Source organism: Streptomyces avidinii, from assembly GCF_045161815.1.
Taxonomy (GTDB): domain Bacteria; phylum Actinomycetota; class Actinomycetes; order Streptomycetales; family Streptomycetaceae; genus Streptomyces; species Streptomyces avidinii.
Window position 1 is genome coordinate 6,990,991 of sequence record NZ_CP108863.1, and the last position, 19,672, is coordinate 7,010,662.

At 69.7% G+C, this 19,672-nt stretch carries 10 protein-coding genes and 1 riboswitch; of the genes, 2 read left to right on the plus strand and 8 right to left on the minus strand.

Features of this window, described 5'->3' with window-relative positions; all coding sequences use genetic code 11:
- Positions 1–20 precede the first annotated feature (20 nt).
- Both OG373_RS31635 and OG373_RS31640 read right to left on the minus strand, forming a co-directional pair.
- Positions 21–482, minus strand: coding sequence for an SUKH-3 domain-containing protein (locus tag OG373_RS31635; protein WP_405441774.1), 462 nt, complete (start codon positions 480–482; stop codon positions 21–23).
- Entirely contained in the window at positions 479–6,733 is a 6,255-nt protein-coding gene (locus tag OG373_RS31640) for an RHS repeat domain-containing protein (RefSeq protein WP_405441776.1), read from the minus strand. Before OG373_RS31640 ends, OG373_RS31635 begins: the two co-directional genes overlap by 4 nt.
- 465 nt (positions 6,734–7,198) lie before the next feature.
- Here OG373_RS31640 and OG373_RS31645 point away from each other — a divergent pair, with 465 nt between their 5' ends.
- Positions 7,199–10,126, plus strand: a complete 2,928-nt coding sequence (locus OG373_RS31645; RefSeq protein WP_405441778.1) for a DNRLRE domain-containing protein — start codon at positions 7,199–7,201, stop codon at positions 10,124–10,126.
- 99 nt (positions 10,127–10,225) lie between these two features.
- Here the strand turns inward: OG373_RS31645 and OG373_RS31650 are convergent, their stop codons facing one another.
- The 3 genes from OG373_RS31650 to OG373_RS31660 form a co-directional block, all read right to left on the minus strand.
- The gene (locus tag OG373_RS31650) at positions 10,226–10,867 is read right to left on the minus strand and encodes a DUF5995 family protein (protein WP_405441780.1); all 642 of its coding nucleotides are present in this window, start codon (positions 10,865–10,867) and stop codon (positions 10,226–10,228) included.
- A 75-nt stretch (positions 10,868–10,942) separates the two neighbouring features.
- Positions 10,943–12,340 (minus strand): uracil-xanthine permease family protein, encoded by a 1,398-nt coding sequence (locus tag OG373_RS31655; RefSeq protein ID WP_405441781.1) that lies wholly within the window; start codon positions 12,338–12,340, stop codon positions 10,943–10,945.
- 82 nt (positions 12,341–12,422) lie between these two features.
- Positions 12,423–13,670, minus strand: coding sequence for an MFS transporter (locus tag OG373_RS31660; RefSeq protein ID WP_405441782.1), 1,248 nt, complete (start codon positions 13,668–13,670; stop codon positions 12,423–12,425).
- A 55-nt stretch (positions 13,671–13,725) separates the two neighbouring features.
- On the opposite strand from OG373_RS31660, the gene OG373_RS31665 reads away from it, so the two are divergent.
- A complete protein-coding gene (locus tag OG373_RS31665; RefSeq protein ID WP_405441784.1) occupies positions 13,726–14,883 on the plus strand; it encodes an ROK family protein in 1,158 nt (385 codons plus the stop codon).
- A gap of 50 nt (positions 14,884–14,933) precedes the next feature.
- Here the strand turns inward: OG373_RS31665 and OG373_RS31670 are convergent, their stop codons facing one another.
- From OG373_RS31670 to OG373_RS31680, 3 genes are all read right to left on the minus strand, one after another.
- Positions 14,934–15,704 (minus strand): SDR family oxidoreductase, encoded by a 771-nt coding sequence (locus OG373_RS31670; RefSeq protein ID WP_405441785.1) that lies wholly within the window; start codon positions 15,702–15,704, stop codon positions 14,934–14,936.
- Positions 15,705–15,756: 52 nt separating this feature from the next.
- Positions 15,757–16,656 carry an RNA polymerase sigma-70 factor gene (locus OG373_RS31675; protein ID WP_405441787.1) on the minus strand — a complete coding sequence of 300 codons (900 nt, stop codon included), beginning with the start codon at positions 16,654–16,656 and terminating at the stop codon, positions 15,757–15,759.
- A 146-nt stretch (positions 16,657–16,802) separates the two neighbouring features.
- Positions 16,803–19,175: a chitinase C-terminal domain-containing protein gene (locus tag OG373_RS31680; RefSeq protein ID WP_405441788.1), complete on the minus strand. Its 2,373-nt coding sequence runs from the start codon at positions 19,173–19,175 to the stop codon at positions 16,803–16,805.
- Positions 19,176–19,467: 292 nt separating this feature from the next.
- Positions 19,468–19,598, plus strand: a riboswitch (FMN riboswitch).
- The last annotated feature ends 74 nt before the right edge of the window (positions 19,599–19,672 follow it).

The window sequence follows — 19,672 nt, forward strand, 5'->3', positions numbered from 1 at the left end:
CTTCCGTGGACGGAGATCCGTCAGGGTTCTATGAGGTACGCCTTGTCCCAGTTGTCCGAGATCAGTGCGGTCATCGACGGGAGGAACCCGTGGCCGACCCGCTGGACGCCCGCGACGTCGCCGAAGTAGATGTCGCCGTCATCCGACAGGAGGACCGTGCTGTCACCGAAAGCCGTTCCGACAGGGAGCAATCCCTTGCCGGCGATCTTCACGTAGTACCCGATGCGGATGATGTGCTCGTTCAGGGCACCCTCGATACTGATCTCCAGTTCAGTCTCGGATCTACCCTGGTGCAGCCACGAGATGGTGATCTCTCGATACTGTTCCAGGAAGTCGAGCAGGCGGGGAGTGACCTCGTATCCCTCTTCCCGGTACTGGTCGCAGATCGTCTCGACGTCCAGGTCCCCGTACTCCACGGCCGTCGCCCCGGGAAGGGCTTCTACGACCTCGTCCAGGTTCGGACGCTCGTTCTCGATGTTCATCCGGTCAGTACGTTCCTCACTACTGAGAAGATCCATGTCGAGCAATTTTCACATGCGCCGAACTTTTTTCCCTTGGTGTTTACGGTGACTATGTCCAGGTTCTTCAGTTTCGCTCCGTCGTTGAGGGCATTGGTGCACATGCGTGCCTCCGCGCAAACCTGTGGCGGTCGCCCCTTGGGGTGCTGGGAAGTCCTCGGGAGAAGGTTCCGCACGGTCGGGTGAAGGTTGTCCGGAGAGCCGCTTGCGCCGAGATACGTCTTGCCGGTGGTGGAGTCCCGACCAACGCTGAATGCACCGGGCGCGTGACTTCGCTCCCCTCTGGCATGCTCGGCCAGCATCTCAGTGATGTGATCCTTTCCAATGTCCATCAGCTCTTTCTTGAGTTCGTCGTTCGGTCCCTTCTTCGGGGCGTTCTGCTGCTGCTTCGGCGGTTTCTGATTGGCCTTCGGGGCCTTCTTCGCGGCCGCCTGCTGCTTCGGCGCCGCCTTTGCCTGCGGCTTCTTGGCGACCTGCTTCGCCGCCTGCTTCTTGGCCGCCTGCTTGGCGGCTTCCTTCGCCGCCTGCTTCTTGGCGGCTTCCAGTGCCACCTTCTTCGCAGCCTCGATCGCTGCCTTCTTCGCCGCTTCCTCCGCTGCCTTCTTGGCGGCTTCGGCAGCAGCCTTCTTGGCGGCTTCTACAGCGAGACGCTTCGCGAGCTCGGCTGCTGCCCTCTTGGCGGCCTCGATAGCGGCGCGGCGGGCGATCTCCATCGCGATGCGCTGGGCGGCGATGCGGATGGCTATGCCGACGAGGATGGGGATGATCTTGCCGTCGGGGTCCGAGATGGACACCGGGTTGTTGTTCGCGTACGCGTACCCGTTCATCTGCTGCGGGTCGTCGATGTCGATCAAGGGGTCGACCGACAGGAAGCGCCCGGTGGCCGGCTCGTAGGAGCGGACGCCCAGCTGGGTCAGACCGGTGGAGGCGTCGACTGTGCCGCCGACGAAGCCCTTCTGGTCCGGCCACGCCTGCGGCGCGGCGCCCCGTGTCTCACCGTAGGGGGTCATGTCCCGCCGGGTGGCGGTCATCGAACCCGCGGCGTCCACCGAGATGGTCGCGGTGTTGTGGTGGTCGGCGGAAAGGTAGGAGACCTTCCCGTCCGAGGAGCGGACGGCAACTGTCGAGCCGCTGAACCCGTACCCGCGGGTGGCCTTCGTGCTGCCGTCCGGAGCCAAGGCCACCTCGGTGGTGCCCAGGTAGAGCGTGGTGCCCGAAGGGTCCTTGCGCAGCAGGCGGTTGCCCTCGGCGTCGTAGACGTACTCGGTGACCTTGGTGCCCTCGGTGACCTTGGTGAGCTGCCCCTCGGTGTCCCACTCCAGCTTCTGCTCGGAGTTTCCGACCTTGCGGAGGGTGGTGTTGCCGGTGGCGTCGTAGGCGTAGGAGTCCTTGCGGGTCCCGGTGGGCTCGACGACGTCGACGCCGCTCAGGGCGTGCGGCTGGTTGCCCTTGGCGGCCGGGTAGGTGTAGGTGCGGCGGGTCTCGCCGTTGCCGACGTCGTGCTTGGTCTCGCTGGTGCGGTTGCCCGTCGGGTCGAACGTGTACGAGTGCCAGTACGGCGACACACCGCCGACGGTGGCCGCGGACGGTCCGCCCGCGCAGGTCGTCTTCGCGGTCCAACCCTCGGTCATACGACGCAGGTAGTCGTAGGAGAAGCACTGCGTGTCGCGGGTGGTCCCCTCGCGCAGTTCGCTGAGAGAAGTGATGTTGCCCGCGGGGTCGTAGGCGTAGTCGACCTCGGACAGAGCGGACGGTGCGACCTCACGGTCCGCGAACGACTTGGTGACCCGGCGGGTCGAGTCGTCCAGGTAGTTGGTATGGATCATGCGCTTGCCCTTGGCGCCCTGCATGTACTGCATGAGCTCGCCGAAGGGGGTGTAGCGGCTGCTGCTGACGTACTCGGCCGCGCCCTTGAGGGTGCTGGGCACCCCTGCGGCGTTGTAGCCGAAGTCCACCTTCTCAGCGGCGAGTCCGCCCACGGCGGGCAGGTGCGCGGAGACAGGCTTGCCGACGCTGTCGTAGTCGACCTTGGACTCGTAGCTTCCGGAGAGCTTGCCCAGCCCCTCCGGAACCGTGGTCCTGGATCCGGTTGCAGTTCCGCTGTCGTCGTAGCCGAGGACCGAAGTGGTGTACGCCTTGCCGTCGACGTGGCGGGTCGAGGACGTCGGTCGGCCCTTGGACAGGGTGTCGTAGGTCCACTCGGAGAGCTTCTGTCCCGAAGGTCCCCCGTCGCGCACCGCGAGGCGGCGGCCGAGTTTGTCGTAGGAGGCGTGCACGGTGTTGCCGCGGGCGTCGGTCGTCGAGACGGGCTGGTCACCGTCGTCGAAGGTGTACGTGGTGACGCCGCGATCGGGGTCGGTGTCCTTGGTCTTGCGACCGCGCAGGTCGTACTCGTGCGTCCAGGTGTTGCCGACCGGGTCGACGACCTTGAGCAGCTCACCACCGGGGCCGTGCTCGTAACGGGTGCTGTCGTACGCGCCGCCGGCCTCGCGGCCCTTGTACTGGCGCAGTTCGACGGTGTTGCCGCGGGCATCGCCGATGGTGGTGGTGACGGTCGCGCCCTGGGGCGGGACGACGTGCTGACGGTCACCGCCGTAGACGGTCGTGCTGCGCCACTTCTCCGTGCCGAGGCTGTAGAACAGCTCGGCGGTCTTGCGCCCGGCACCGTCGTACAGGTATCCGGTCTGGCGGATGATCTGGTTGTCCGGGACGGAGACCAGGGTGGTGGCGGGGTTGCTCTTCTCCAGGTAGGGACCCGATGCCTTGACCTGCAGGCCACGGGAGTCGTACACCGTGTCGGTGACGACGCGGCCGGAGCGCGCCTCGTCGTTCTGGTTGAGATCGGCGCGCGTGGCCTGGGTCTGACGCGGGCGCATCAGACCGTCGTACAGCTCGTGGCTGACGGTGTACGTGTCGTCCGCGAGGCGGGTGCGGGTGGTGACGGCGGAGGGGCCGTCCTTGCGCGTCAGGTACGAGACCTCGACGTCGGGCTTCTGGTCCCGGGTCCGTCCCGCCGACCAGCCCTTGGCCAGGCGGCCGAGGGCGTCGTACTCGGACTCCTCGCGGCGGCCGTCAGCGTCGATCTCGGTCAGGGTCCGGCCCCGGGTGGGGTCGATGATCTCGGTCTCGGTGTGCCCGAGCGCGTTGGTCGTGACCACCTGGTGCGGCATCTCGCCGGTGGCCGGGGTGTACGCGGTGCCGGACGTGTTGCCCAGGACGTCCGTGGTCTCCACGGAGCGGCCGTACTGGTCGAACTTCTCCGTTCCGGTGACCACGTAGCGCGGCTGCCCGCCGACGTACTCGGCCAGCTCCTCCGCAGCCGTGGCGTCGCCCCGCTCCGGAGTTCCGCCGAAGCCCTTGCCGTCGTAGTGGGTGCGCTCGTCGGAGATGACGTGCGCGGGCCGCTGGACGGTGGCGCCGCAGGCGACCGAGACGGTCTCCTGACGGGAGACCAGGTCGAGCAGGTGCTTGCCCGCGTTGCGGGCGTACTCGGAGCGGACGCAGCGGTCGTCGCCGGCGGTGGAGGTGTCGCCGAGGTCGTTGACCTTGGTGATCAGGCCGTGCTCGTCGTAGGTCTTCTCCACGGCGGTGCGCCGGAAGCCGCCCTCGACGGCGGTGCGGGTGCGCTGCGCGCCGTTGTTGAACCGGTGCGCGGTCAGCGGAGTCGTGCCGGTGCGGTTGCGCGTCGCGGTCGCGGCGCTGATGAACGGCTCGTACGAGGTCGCCGCGATCAGCGGGCCGCCGTCACCGTTGTAGCTGAGGGTCTCCCGGGTACCACCGGCCTGCGAGAGGTGGTCGGTGGTCTGGTTGCCCTCGGAGTCGGCGACCTTGACGGTGCGCGTGCCGCCGGAAGCGGTGCGGTCGCCGTCCAGGCCCCGGAAGTAGACGTTCTCCGAACGCGTGCGCTGGTCGGCGCCGTCGCCCGTGCGGGTGATGACCTTGCCGTAGCCGCGCCACTGGTTCCAGGTGCGCTCGGTGTCGCGGAGGAACTCGGAGGTGTCGTACGCCCAGGCCGGGGCACCGGAGTACTCGTACCGGGTGACGGTCGACGGGGATCCGCCGACGAGGTCGTTCTCGATGATCTGGGTGGCGACGTACTTGTGGAAGTAGTCCTTGTACGGCTTGGGCCGCCCGTCCGGGCCGATGGGCTGCCCCGGAGCGGACCAGTTGACCGGATAGCAGCGCAGGGTGTTGTCGGCGTCCGAAGCCGGCAGGGTGCCGTCGCGGTTGCACTCGGGCGCGGAGTAGGTGACGCCGATCAGACCACCGGATTCGGTGCTGATGGCGTTGATCCGGTAGCGGATGAAGGGCGGCAGGCCCTCCAGGCCGTCCACGCGGTTGGCCAGCTGCTGGCCGGAGAAGGTGATCTCCGGGGTGCTGAGGTCACCGTTGGTCTTGCCGGTGTGCTTGACCGAGGCCAGCCACAGGCCGTTGCTCGTGCCGTCGCCGGTCTGGGGGAAGGAGTGGGTCAGGTCCCAGCGGTCGACGTCCTTGTACGCACCCCGGGTGAGCACCTGGGTGCTGATGGCCGAGAACCGCTTGCGGGTCCAGAAGGTCGGGGAGTGCTGGTTCTTGCACTCCTTGCCGGGCGCGCAGTACTGGTCGACGGGTACGTCGGGCCAGTTCTTGGCGTTCTCCTTGGTGAACTTGGCGTCCGAGCAGTCCGCGCCGGGCAGGCAGCGCTCGCCGGTCTCGATCAGTACCTTGGCCGGGGCCTTGGTGCCGTACTCGGCGCCGGTCCGCAGGCCGTACTCGACACGGCTGAGGTGGCCGCCGCGGGTGTACTCGACGCCCTGGAGCTTCTTGTCCGCGCCGTACCGGTTGGTCTCCTTGGCGTAGTAGTAGACCATGGCGTTCCCGCTCACGTCGGAGACGTGGTCGAGGTTGTACCGCCAGGCGCGCTGCTTGCCGCCGTCCTTGCCGTACAGCGGGACGGTGAACGCGGAGTTGGTCTCCTGGTCACCGGCCTTCCAGTTGCCCGGCCGGTTGAGACCGAAGGTGAAGACCGTGCCGGAGACGGTGGTCAGCCGGAAGTAGCCGCCTTCGGCGTCCCCGTTGCTGGCACCGGTGAGGTACTCGATCCTGGAGCCGTCGTCCTTGACGCCCTTCCAGGTGCCGGTGGCATCATCCCTGACCAGCTCGGTGCCCGAGCCGTTGAGGGAGAGCATGGCGTTCTCGGAGGCGAAGCACAGGTCGCCCTTGCCGTCCTTGTAGGCCACTCCGGAGCCGGGGACGTCCGAGCAGGGCTGGAAGCGCCGCTCGATGAAGCCGCCGGAGGTGAGCTCGAACCCGTCGCCCGCCTGCGAGGGCTGGGTGTTGCCGGCGGCCATGCGGCCGTCCACGCTCTGCGCGGAGTAGTTCAGCCCGAGCTCGGGAGAGAGATCTCCGGGAGCCTCCGGGGTGGACATGGGGTAGGTCCAGTTGAAGTCACCGGAGGCCCCGCCGGACTGCCAGCTCGATGTGGGGGCGAGGGGTGTCGCCTTGAAGTCCCCGCCGGTGCCGGAGGCACCTCCCTCGGCGGCCAGGACCATAGGAGCCGCGGCGGCGGCGCTCATCGCGGAGAGCTGCTGAGGTGATTTGGTGCCAGAACCGGTACCGGTACCCGGCAGGGCGATCCGGGCGGTCAGCGTCTTGTTCTTGACGTCATTTCCGCTGTCGACCGGGGCCGCGGTTTTGCACTCGGCCTTCTCCGGCGTGGTCAGCACACAGGCCGGGTACTGCACGACGCGCATGCGGCCCGCGAAATTCGCGCCGAACGCTCCCGCGAACGCGGAGTAGTCGAGGGCGAGTTCGACCTTGCCGGGCGAAGGTGCACCCGCGCCCGCTTCCACGGCCATCAGCACACCGTTGATGCCGGCCTTCTCGGCGTGGGCCTGGTTCTTGACCGAGACCTTCACATTGGCCGGGGCGGCCGGAGCGGCCGCCGTTCCCGCTCGGGTGAACGGGACTGCCGTGGAACGGATTCCGACGGGAAGGCCGCCGACGTCACTGCGGGCGGGAGCAGCGGTCTGCGCTCGCGCAGCCACGGTGGAGCCGGGCTCCAGGAGTGCATCGCCGCCCTTGGGCCAGGTGACCTTGGGAGCCTTCTTCTGGGCGTTCTGCGCCGCTTCGTTCTTCGGCGCGGACTTCAGCGGGACCGAGGCGCCGGCGAGTACCGGTTCGCTCTGGGTGGCGCGGACCTTGAACTTCTCGGTGGCCGCGGCCGCGGTGCTCACGCCTGCCGAGACCAGCAGGGCGGAGCTGACCGTAATGGCAATGGCCTGGGCGGAACGGCGAATGTATTTGGGCCAGTTCCATACGTTGTCGGAGCTCCAATGGGGCTCGGTTCTCCGGGGTATTTGCGACGGACTCACGCAGTTCCTCTATGCAGATTGAGGCGCGTTGACGATCAACGCTCCTATCACGCACACAGTAAACGATCAATCCCGTCACGGTCATGTATAAGTCAAGGTAGTCCCAAAGTGGAACCGGACGAACCCCTTCCGATGGGTCTGTAAACCCAGGGGAAGGTCAAGAATGAGTATAAGTATGATCTAGTTCCGTAAGGTTCTGGGTGCGTGTGATCTTCGGCTCGCCCTCGGTCATCCACCCGCTAGGACGCGGAGCCCCTGAACTCTTCACGCGTGCCGCCGACGAGGCGGTCGCCAATCCGATCGCCGTCACCCTTGGATGGTTTCGCCATGCACTCCGCCCCTCCCTCGAGGAGCCCACGACGACCACAGGCCTGGCCGAACGCCCTGGCCGTGCTCGCGCTCACCGGTCTGTGCGTCAGCCTGACGCCCGCCCACGCGACTTCCGCCCCCACGGCTTTGCCGACCGTGGACGTGAAGGGCATGACGCCGGAGCAGAAGGCGCAGAACAGCGCTCGCTCCAGCGGGAAGCCGGTGGAGATCCTGGAGCAGCGGACGGAGGACACCCGTACCCTCGCGAACCCTTCCGGAACCTTCACCCTGGAGCGCCACACCAGCCCCAAGTGGGTCAAGAAGGCCGGTAAGTGGGTGGACCTCGACGCCTCCCTCCAGGTCTCTGCCAAGGGAGTCCTGACCCCGAAGGCCTCGCTCCTTCCCCTCTCGCTGTCCGGTGGCGGGACGGGACCACTGGTCAGCCTCACCGACGGGGACAAGGAGATATCCCTGACCTGGCCCCAGGCTCTGCCGAAGCCGCGGATCAGCGGAGACACTGCCACCTACCCCGAGGTGCTCCCGGGAGTGGACCTGAAGGTCCGCGCCGGTATCGAGGGCTTCTCCCAGGTCCTCGAGGTCAAGTCGGCCGAGGCGGCCGCGAATCCGAAGCTCACCGAGATCGGTTTCGGCCTCAAGGCCAAGAACCTCGCCGTGGCCGCCGACGGCCATGGCAACCTGACCGCCAAGGACGCCGCCGGGAGAATCGTCTTCGGTGGGCCGACCCCGACCATGTGGGAGTCGACGCCGACCGCCGGGCAGCAGAAGGTCGCCTTGCTGGCCCGGAGCGCCCCCGCTGCGCAGGACGGCAGCGCCCCCGCGGCGAAGGACGGCAGCGCCTCCACCGCCTGGGAGCCGGGTCTGAACGCCAAGCAGGCCCCGATGGCCACCAAGGTGGACGGCACCACCCTGAAGGTGGTTCCGGACCAGAAGATCCTCAAGGGCAAGGACACCGTCTACCCGGTCTTCATCGACCCGTGGATGAGCGGCGGCCGGATCGCCTGGACCCGGGTGTACAAGAAGTTCCAGGACACCGCGTACTGGAACAAGAACGAACTGGCCCGCGTCGGCTACGAGAACGAGTCCAACGGTCTCTCCCGGTCGCTGTACCGGATGGACACGGCCGGGATGGCCGGTAAGAACGTCATCCGGGGCACGTTCTCCACCCAGCTCGAATGGTCCTGGTCCTGCGAGGCCCGACCGGTACAGCTCTGGTTCACCGGAGCGATCAGCTCCAGCACCACGTGGCGGAACCAGCCGGGCTGGACCCAGCACCTTGCCACGGTGAACACGGCCAAGGGCTGGGGGCCCAACTGCCCGGCCGGCGGTGTGGAGTTCGACGTCACCAACAAGATGAAGGAAGTGGCCGCGGCAGGCTGGTCCGACGTCACCCTGGGGCTGAAGGCGGAGAACGAGTCCGACACCTTCGGCTGGAAGAAGTTCCTCAACAGCGCCACCCTCTCCGTCGAGTACAACCAGACGCCGAATGCCCCCGGCGAGCTGCAGATGACTCCGCAGCCCACCGCCCAGGGCTACATCGGCAAGACCAACCTCGCAACCGGTGTACACCTGCGGGCACGGGTCTCCGACCCCGACAGCGGGAACGTCACCGCCCGCTTCCGCGTGCACTACGTCGACCGCGGCGGCTGGTTCAACGAAGCCACGGTCAATGTTCCCAGTGGTGGTATCGCCGACTTCCGCATCCCCGACACGTGGTTGCCCTGGGACGAGTCGTACGCCTGGGAAGTGCAGGCCGACGACGGTACGAGCGCGTCCGCGTGGCAGGGCGGCGGCCGGTTCACCGTGAAGCGGACCACTCCGCCTGCCCCGAAGATCGAGATCGATCCCGTCAAGGGCATCGCCACCCTCACCGCGGAAGGCGCCACGGGCGGGGAGCACGTCCAGACCTACCGGTTCGGCATCAACACGGATCAGCCCACCCGACGGGTGGAGGCCTGGCACGGGAAGGCCGCGGTACTGCTGCCCAAGATGGGTGAGGGGCGCTACGAGATCAAGGCCTATGCCACCGACAAGGCGGGCAACGACTCCGAGGCCACTCTCAACAGCGGCCTCCAGTGGGACGACAACAACACGGCCACCTCCCTCGCCGATGCCACCACCACCCAGGGCGGCCACATGGTCGCGGTCGTCGAGGGCCGCGTGTGGCACGGGTTCACCGGAGGCAGTGTCGAAGACACGACACCTGTCGCGGGCGCGCTCCCGAACGTCGAACAGGTGGCCACCATCGGCGCCGACAGCCAGCTCCACGTGCTGGCACTGGCCGACGGCAAGATCCACCACGCCGTGCGGCTCCCTGGTTCCTGGCAGGCCTGGGGTGATGCCACCGCCGCTGCCGGCGGGCTGCCGAGGGTGACACAGATCGCGGCGGCCCAGGACGGCTGGAACATGGTCGTCGCAGCCGTTGCGGACGGCAAGGTCTACCTGACGACGCGCTATCCCGACCGCTGGGACCCCTGGCGGCTCGTCCCGGGTACCCCCGCACAGCTCGACCAGATCGCCCTCGCCTCGGTGAACGGCCAGCCGCAGCTGGCTATCCTCTCGGCCGGCCTGGCCTACCACGGGGGTCAGGGGAGCCCCGGAAACTGGTCCGCTTTCACGCAGCTTCCCCTCACGAAGCCGCTGACCTCGATCGACGCATCGGCAGCCGCCGGCACCGGTGGGGAGTTCCAGCTCGGCGCGGCCTCCGAGGGCCGCATCCACCACACCACCCGCAGGGCCGACGGCAGCTGGACCGCGTGGGGAGACGTGACCGCGCTCGTGGGCGATCCCGGCTACACCCGCAAGCTCCTCGCCACCCCCGTGGGGGACGGTTTCCGGCTGACCGCCATCGCCAACGGCACCATCAGCCAGACCACCCGCACGGCCAACGGCCACTGGAACGGCTGGAAGGACATCTACCAGCCGTAACGGCACCGCCGGACCGGGCGTTTCGAACAGCGGGGCCGTCCCTCCCACGACAGGTGGGGGAGACGGCCCCGTCGTGTTTCCCTGCCCACCGACGGCGTGTCAGCCCCGCGGGGTCAGCAGGCAGCGGCCGACCAGCCCCACGCCCGCGTCGAGGGAGTCCGTGAACTCCTCGGCCAGTTCCGGTACCCGGCGCAGCGTCCACAGGAGCCGGGCCGCCGACCAGGCGCCGGTGCGGGCGCGCTCCAGGCTCCACGAGCCGACCAGGTGGGTCAGGGGGTCGGCGACCTGCAGGAGGTCCGGGCCCGGCATCAGGTCCTCCCGGATGTGCTCCTCCAGGGAGACCAGGGTGTCGCCGACCCGGTCGAAGTCCGCCTCCAGGGCCCGTGGTTCGCAGCCCAGCTCACCGCAGGTGGCCACCACGGCGAGGGCCAGGTCGTGGCCGATGTGCGCGTTGATCCCGGCCAACGCGTGCTGGAGCGGCCGGATCCCGGGATGGCGGCGGTACTGGAGCAGCGGGCGCCAGCAGGCCGGGGCCCGCTCCGCCTCCACCGCCGTCAGGTACCGCTCCGCGAACCGCACGCTGAGGGTCTGCGCCCGCCGGGGCGCCGGGAACCCGCCGTGCTCGATCCGCCGGTGCAGGGTCTCCGTCACCGTCAGGTAGACCCGGTTGAAGACGGCGACGCCGTCCTGCGGCGGGAGCCGCTCCTCCAGGGCGCGCATCCGCGCCAGCACCGCATCCATGGGGGCAGAGTCGCAGGCGCCGACGCGGATCCGGGGAACTTGGCCGTACGCTTCCCCGGTTCGGGCGAAACACCGTCAACGGGGCTTGTCCTGGCCGTCCCCGGAGTCGTCGTCGTAGGCGGAGGTGCCCTCGTCGAGCAGGGGCTCGTGCTTGAGGTGCGCGGGCGCGAGGTATCGCAGTGCGTGGTAGCCGGTGATGACCACGATCGTGCCCAGGGCGATGCCGCCCAGCTCGAAGGTGTCGGTGATCTGGAGCTTCACTCCGCCGATGCCGATGATGATGCCCGCCGCGGCCGGCACCAGGTTCAGCGGGTTGCGCAGGTCCACCCGGCCGGTGATCCAGATCTGGGCGCCGAGCAGGCCGATCATTCCGTAGAGGATGACGGTGATGCCGCCGAGCACCCCGCCCGGGATCGCGGCGACGATCGCACCGAACTTGGGGCACAGGCCGAAGAGCAGCGCGAAGCCGGCGGCCGCCCAGTAGGCCGCCGTGGAGTAGACCCGGGTGGCCGCCATGACGCCGATGTTCTCGGAGTAGGTGGTGTTCGGCGGGCCGCCGACCGCCGTGGACAGCATCGACGCGGCACCGTCCGCCGCGATGGCCGTGCCCAGCTTGTCGTCGAGCGGGTCGCCGGTCATCTCCCCGACGGCCTTGATGTGCCCGGCGTTCTCGGCGATCAGCGCGATGACCACGGGCAGGGCGATCAGGATCGCCGACCACTCGAAGGCGGGCGCGTGGAAGGACGGCAGCCCGATCCAGTCGGCCTTGCCGACCGCGGAGAGGTCGAGCCGCCAGTGGTCGACGGCCGCTTCCCCGCCCACCGTCGAGTGGATCCTGCCGAAGAGCAGGTCGAAGATCCAGGAGATGCCGTACCCGAAGAGCAGACCGAGGAAGATCGCGATGCGCGACCAGAACCCGCGCAGGCAGACCACGGCCGCCCCGGTGAACAGCATGGTCAACAGCGCCGTCCACTGGTCCTGCGGCCAGTACGTACTCGCCGTCACCGGCGCCAGGTTGAAGCCGATCAGCATCACCACCGCGCCCGTCACCACCGGCGGCATCGCCACGTGGATGATCCGGGCACCGAACCGCTGGACCGCCAGACCCGCCAGGAACAGCGCCACACCGACGGTGAAGACGGCGCCCGTGACCACCGCGCTGTCGCCGCCCGAGGCCCGGATCGCCGCCGCGACACCGACGAACGACAGCGAACAGCCCAGGTACGACGGGACCCGGCCGCGCGTGGCGAGGAGGAAGATCACCGTCGCCACGCCGGACATCATGATGGCCAGGTTCGGGTCCAGGCCCATCAGGACCGGAGCGACGAAACTCGCTCCGAACATCGCCACGACGTGCTGGGCACCCAGCCCGGCGGTCCGCGGCCACGACAGCCGCTCCTCCGGCCGGACCACCGCGCCGGGGGCGGGAGTCCGCCCGTCTCCGTGCAGGGTCCAGCCCACGCCGAGGCCCATGTTCCACTCCGTTTCTCCGGCTGCTGCTCACACATCGAGGCCGCAGCGCACGGAGTGCGTGCCGCTGCGGCCGGTCGACATATTACGGCCGGGTTTGGGCAGGTTCGTCGAGGTCGGTGGCCCCGGACCCTGCCGTGGCCCCGCCGGGACCGCCCCCAGCCTGCCCGACCGGCGGCCCCTGGCGCAGTACCGTCGCGCCCGCGATCAGCGCGAACGCCAGCAGGGTGACCAGCCCGAAGGACACCACCAGCGAGGTCGCGTCCGCCACCGCGCCGATCGCCGACGGCGCGATCAGCCCCGAGGTGTAGGTGATCGTCGCCACACCCGCGATGGCCTGGGCCGGCGCCGGCCCGCTGCGCCCCGCCGCCGCGAAGGCCAGCGGGACCACCACCGCGATGCCGAGCCCGATCAGCCCGAACCCGGCCAGCGCGCCGGCAGGATGCCGGACCCCGACCACGAGCAGCCCGCCCAGGGTGGCCAGCACACCGCCGGCCCGGACCGTGCGCACCGCCCCGAACCGGTCCACCACACGGTCGCCGACCAGCCGGGCCACGGCCATGGTCAGCGCGAAGGCGGTGGTGGAGGCGGCGGCCAGGCCGGCGTCCGTGTGCAGGACGTCCCGCAGGTAGACCGCAGACCAGTCCAGGCTCGCGCCCTCGGCGAACACCGCGCAGAAGCCGACGGCCCCGATCAGGAACGCCGACTTGGGAGGCAGTGCGAAGTGCGGCGGCGCCGGCGCCTCCTGGTCGCTCCTCAGGTCCAGCACGCCCCCTGCGGCGAACAGGCCGGCCGCCGTGAGGGCCAGCGCGGCGACCAGGTGGTGCAGCCGGGCGTCCGCCCCGGTGTGCGCGGCGACCGTACCCGCGGCCGAGCCGAGCAGGGCGCCCACGCTCCACATGCCGTGCAGCGAGGACATGATCGAGCGGCCCAGCCGGTTCTCCGTCTCCACGCCCAGCGCGTTCATCGCCACGTCCGACATTCCGGCGGTGGCTCCGTAGACGAAGAGCACGAGACACAGGGTCGGCAGGTTCGGGGCGAGGCTCGGCAGGATCAGCGAGAGGGTCCACAGCGAGAGCAGCACCCGCAGCGCGGTACGCGCGCCGAGCCGGTGGTTGATCCGGCCCGCCAGCGGCATCGCGAGGGCCGCGCCCACCGCGGGCGCGGCGAGGGCCAGACCCAGGGTGCCCGCGCTGAGCTGGGCGTGCTCCTGGATCCAGGGGATACGGGTGGCGAAGGAGCCGGTGACGGCGCCGTGGATGCAGAAGACGGCGGCGATGGCGTAGCGGGCATGGCGCAGGCGCGCCGGGCTGAGGTCGGTGTCCCCGGTCATGAGGATTAAACTATCAGGGACCCTGCCTGATAGATAACGGGCCCGACTCCCTAGGATGGGCGCCGTGATTCCTGCCCCCGCCAGCACCCAGGTACCGGCCCCCGCCTCGCCCAGCACGGCCCGGGCCATCAACGACCGCCTCGCCCTGCAACTCCTCCAGGAGTCCGGGCCACTGACGGCCACCCAGCTCAAGACCATGACCGGCCTCTCCCGCCCCTCCGTCGCCGACCTGGTCGACCGGCTCACCGAAGCCGGACTCATCGAGGTCGCCGGCGAATCCGGCGCACAGCGCCGCGGCCCCAACGCCAAGCTGTACGGGATCGTCGCCGACCGCGCCCACCTCGCCGCCCTCGACGTGCGCACCGACCGCGTCACCGCCGTCGTCACCGACCTCCTCGGCCGCCCCCTCGCCCAGGCCGCCCTGCCCGTCGGCGCCCCCGAGGACGCGGTGGCGGCCCTGCTGCGCACCGCGCGCGAGGCCGGGGCCGCCGAACTGCACACCGTGGTCGTAGGCGCCCCGGGCCTGGTCGCCCCGGCCACCGGCGAACTCCGCGACACCTCCGGCCTGCCGGCCTGGCACCGGGACCTGGTCACTGCCCTGCAGCGGAGCCTGCCCGCCGTGGTCGTCGTCGAGAACGAGACCAACCTGGCCGCCCTCGCCGAGCAGCGCCTGGGCGTCGCCCGCGACCTGGACTCCTTCGTCCTGCTGTGGCTCGGTGCGGGCGTCGGCGCAGCCGTGGTCCTGGACGGCCGGCTGCGCCGGGGCGCCTCCGGCGGGGCGGGCGAGATCGGCTTCCTCCCGGTGCCCGGCACCGGCGGCCTGCCCTCCGCCGCGGACTGCGGGGGCGGGTTCCACGCCCTGGTGGGCCGCGAAGCGGTGACCGCGCTGGCGCGCACGCACGGATTCGCAGGGACCGCGGAGGAGGCCGTGGCCGGGGCGGCGGGGGAGGCGTTCCTCGAAGCCCTGGCCGAACGCCTCGCACTGGGCGCGGCGGCGGCCGCGGCGATCCTGGACCCGGGCTGCGTGGTCCTGGCGGGCGAACTGGGCCGGGCGGGCGGCCCCGCCCTGGCCGCGAGGGTCGCCCACAGCCTGGCGAAACTGACCCCGGTGCCGACGGAGGTCCGCGCGACGACGCTGGGCGACCCGGCGGTCCTGGCGGGAGCCGAACTGGCGGCGCGGGAGGCCGCGCAGGCCGTGCTGTTCGGCGGATAGGGGATCGCCCGGTGCGGGGTGGCCCCGGCCCCGGAGCCACCCCGCACCCGTCAGTCCCGCCCCGCCGCAGCCCCCGCCGCTGCCGCGAACTGCGCGAAGGTGCCCCGGCCCACCGCGTGCGACGGGGCCAGGTTGCCGCCCCGCCTGAAGGCGGCGTAGGCCTTGCCCGCCAGGGGGATCGGGAGCACCCGGCGGCGACGACCCGTCGCCGCCAGGTAGGTGCGGGCCAGCTCCGGCAGGGTGTGGATCTCCGGGCCTCCCATGTCCGTGACCCGGCCCGCCGGGGTCGGGACCGCCAGCCCGGCCAGGCGCTCCGCGACCTCCCCGACGGCGATCGGCTGCACCCGCACCCCGCCGGGCACCGGCACCGGCACGAGCGGCAGCTTCGCCGCCATGTCCACCACCTGCGCCACCAGGTCGTGGAACTGCGTCGTGCGCAGGATGGTCACACCGAGCCCGGAACGCTCCAGCAGCTGCTCCACCTTCAGCTTCGTGCGGTAGTAGCCGAACGGCACCACGTCCACCCCGACGATCGAGATGTAGACGATGTTGGTGACGCTTCCCGCCCGCCGGGCCGCGTCGATGAGGTGCCGGGTGGCGACCTCGTCGTTCTTGCCCCCGCCACGCGTGTTGCTCGCGCAGTGGACGATCACCTCCGCTCCGGCCGTCGCCGCGTCCAGCCCGCTGCCGTCCATCAGGTCGACCGGGTATTCGGGGGAGCGCCGGCTCAGGACGCGGACCTCGTGGCCCGCGTCCCGGAGCCGCGCGACGACCGGTGCGCCCAGGGTGCCGGTGCCTCCGGTGACGAGGATGGTGCTCATGCGTTCGCCTTTCGCCGATGCGGTGCCTTCACCAGCGGAGACCGGACAGCCCTCAGGAACGTGACAGCTGCCGCCGGAGGAATTCCAGCTTCTCCGGGTTGAGCACCGTGCTGAGACCGCTGACCAGCCCGTTCTCGAATTCCACCAGAAGAACGGCACTCTCGCCGAAGAGCAGCGCCGGCGATCCGTTGATCTCCGCAACGCTGACCGGCAGGCCCCCGGCGTACTTCTTGAGCACCCCGACCGCGAACCGGGCCACCTTCTCCCGGCCCAGGATCGGCCGCAGCGCCGCGCTGACCACGCCTCCGCCGTCCGAGACGAACCGGACGTCGGCCGTGAGCAGCCCCTCCAGCCGGGCCAGGTCCCCGCCGCGCGCCGCCGTCATGAAGGTCTCCACGAGGCTCTGCCACCGTTCGGGGTCCGGCGTGAAGCGGGCCTCCGCAGTGGCAGCCCGGTCCGTGGCCACCCGGCCCGCGGCCCGCCGGTAGAGCTGCCGGCAGTTGGCCTCGGTGAGGTCCAGGACGGCGGCGATCTCCCGGTGGCTGTAGGCGAAGCCCTCGCGCAGGACGTAGACGGCCCGCTCGACCGGGGTGAGCTGCTCCAGCAGCACCAGCAGGGCCATGGACACGCTGTCCCGCTGCTCCGCGGAGTCCAGCGGGCCGAGGGTGCCGTCGTCGGTGAGGACGGGCTCCGGCAGCCAGGGGCCGACGTACTCCTCGCGCCGGACCCGTGCCGAGGTGAGGGTGTTGAGGCAGAGGTTCGTGACGACCTTGGCGAGCCAGGCGCCCGGGTGCTCGATGGCCTCGCGGTCCGCGGACGCCCAGCGCAGGTACGCGTCCTGCACGGCGTCCTCGGCCTCCGCGGCGGAGCCGAGCATGCGGTAGGCGATGCCGAACATCCGGGGACGGTTTTCCTCGAAGTCCGCGTCGGACGCGGTGACGTGTGTGATCACCCGAGCAGCGTACGAGGCCGGGTCCGGCGGAACGTGCGAGGACCCGGTGGCCGCCGGGCCACCGGGTCCTCACGTTCACTCAGGGATCCGGGATCACGGGATCACGGGATCACCGGATCACGGGAGCGGAGGATCGGCGCAGGGGGTCAGCAGGCGCCCTGGTCCTTCCAGACGCCCCACTCACCGGTGGTACCGGGCTCCTCGTTCTGCGTCCACCACTGGGCCTTCCAGTTGCGGCCCTTGTGGGAGACGAGGTTGCCGCTGTTGTAGACCGTGCCCGCCACGTACGCCGGGTTGGTGCAGGTCCCGCCCGGAGGCGTGGTCGGCGGAGTCGTGGGGGGAGTGGTCGGCGGGGTGGTGGGAGGAGTGGTCGGGGGATTGGTGGGCGGCTGGGTGGAGCCGGGCTGCACCGGCGTCGTACCGCGCGCCAGGTCCCCCGCGAGGGCGTAGGTGGTGCCGGAGACGGTCACCGTCCAGTTCGACGGGGTGGACACCGGCAGGTAGTAGTTGAACGCCAGGTCGACGGAGGCGCCCGGGGCCAGGGTCTGCCAGGCCGGGAGCTTCAGGGAGACCCGCTGGAAGTCGCCCTTCAGGCCGCCGACGTTGTTGCCGGTGTGGCCACTGCTGATCACCGTGGTGCCGAAGCCGGACTGGTCGGAGGCGTTGTTCGGGGCCGAGGTGCCGTAGTCGAACCGGAACTCGGTGCCGCCGGGCAGCGTGGCGTTCGTGTTGTTGGTGATCTTCAGCTTCGGGGTGAGCGGGTAGTTGGAGTCGCCCAGCTTGAACTCGGTGAACTCCGTCTTGATGTCCACGGCCTGGGTCGGCAGGGCGGTGGCGCCCGCCTTCTTCGCCCCGTAGGGGGAGGCCGACTTGAACTTCTGGTACATCGTGTCGGTGAGCGTGTCACCCATCTCGTACTGGCCCTTGGCCGCGTTGTACGCGTAGTCGCCCGCGAGCTCCCAGACCATCGTGCCGCCGATGCCCTTGTTGACCACGTAGTCGGCCTTGGCGGCCACCGACTGCTCGTCCTCCGTCGAGAGGAAGACCTTCTTCTGCGCGTTCCACAGCCACGGCGCCACCAGGGTGGAGTCGTACTTGCGGGCGTAGGTGCCGCTCAGCGCGGTGTTCGCCGGGAAGCCGTACTTGGTGACGTAGTCGCCGACGACGCCCTTCTCCAGGTTCTTGGCGTGCCACATCGGGTTGGAGCCCGCCGGGGACTCGACCCCGTTGGTGTCCTTGTCGTGCCACAGGTTGTCGATGCCGACCGCGCCGTCGCCGCACTTGGTCAGGCCCGCTCCGGCCGGGCAGGTGGTCGCGGGAGCCTTGCCCCACAGGCCGTCGGTGCCGCCCTGCACGTTCTTGAAGCCGCGGGTGTAGTACGGCAGACCGATGTTGATGCGGCCGCCCGGCATCGAGCCGCGGAAGTAGTGGTAGGCCCAGTCGGTGTTGAGGTAGCCGATGCCGCCGTACTGGGAGGTGGAGTAGACGCCGGCGGCGGCGAGTTCGCCGTCCTTGCCGTCGTCGAAGAGTGAGGCGTTGGGCCCGACGTACTCGTTCCAGGCGCCGTGCAGGTCGTAGGACATGATGTTGACGTAGTCCAGGTACTTCTGGACCTGGAAGGTCTCCATGCCGCGCAGCAGGTAGCCGGAGGAGGGGGCGGCGACGGAGAGCAGGTAGTGCTTGCCGTCGGCGGCGCCCGCACGGTCGAGCTTCTCGCGCAGCGACTTCATCAGGGCCGCGTAGCCCTGGACCAGACCGGCGCGGCGGGCGTTGGCCAGCTGCCAGTCCAGCGGGTTGCCGGCGTCCTTCATGGTGGTCGGGTACTCGTAGTCGATGTCGACGCCGTTGAACCCGTACGTGCGGATGAACTCGACGGAGGAGTCGGCGAAGGTGTCGATGCCGGCCTGGTTGACCGAGCCGTCGGCGTTCGTGGCCATCGAGTAGAAGCCGCCGGAGGCGACCCGGTTGCCGTCGTCGCCGAAGTAGCCGCCGGTCTCGGCCCAGCCGCCGACCGAAATCAGCGTCTTGACGTTCGGGTACTGCTTCTTGAACTTCGTCAGCTGGTTGAAGTGGCCCTTGTAGGGGAGGGCCGGGTCCATCTCGGCGCCCGCGACGCCGGGCCAGGTCATTCCGGTGGCGGCGTTGTTCACGCTGTCCGAGCCGACGGAGATCTTGTTGTCGGCGCCCACGTGGGCGAAGGCGTAATTCAGGTGGGTGACCTTGGACCACGGGATGTTGTTGGCGAGGTAGGCGGGGGTGCCGTCCTTGCCGGTGCGCCAGCCGGTGAAGTAGCCGATGACGCGACGCTGGTGGTCGGCGCCCATCTTCTCGCGGCCTTCGGAGTCGTAGACCGAGCAGTACGGGACGTCGACGCCGGCGGTTCTGTAGAGCCCGTCGGGGCGACAGGTCTCGTTGTCGGCCGCGTGCGAGACGCCCGCCGAGAGCCCGCCCACCAGGAGTCCGGCGATTGCTGCGCCGGATGCCAGGAGCATCGCTCTCGTACGTGTGGGGGACAGCATTGTGCCTCCTGGGGAGGGGAGGATGCAGGACACAAGTGGACACAACATGAAGCAACAGGGGTGGTGCGCAAGCGTGTTGGCCCGTGACGTGCGCACATCTGACGGGCCGTTCCCGGGAAGATGAAGGGAACGTTAAGAGGACTAGACCACCCAGTCAATAGGTCTGGACCAACCCTGTCCCAGTTGGCAAAGTCCGCATGGGCGGCGACTCGCTGTGAGCCAGGCCACACCGCATCGCCTGCATGGCAGGCGATCGCGCGTGGCAGACTGGCTGGAGTACCAGTACCAGTAGCAGCGCACTCCGGGGTCGGTGTAATTCCGAACCGGCGGTTATAGTCCGCGACCCGTCCGCAGCCAGCGGCCGGTTGACCAGGTGAGATTCCTGGACCGACGGTTAAAGTCCGGATGGGAGGCAGTGCGCGGCGGGCCAGTCACCGGTACGCCGCCGTCGGCGGTTCGTCGGCATATCCCTGTGGATATGCCGGGTCGAGCCGTTT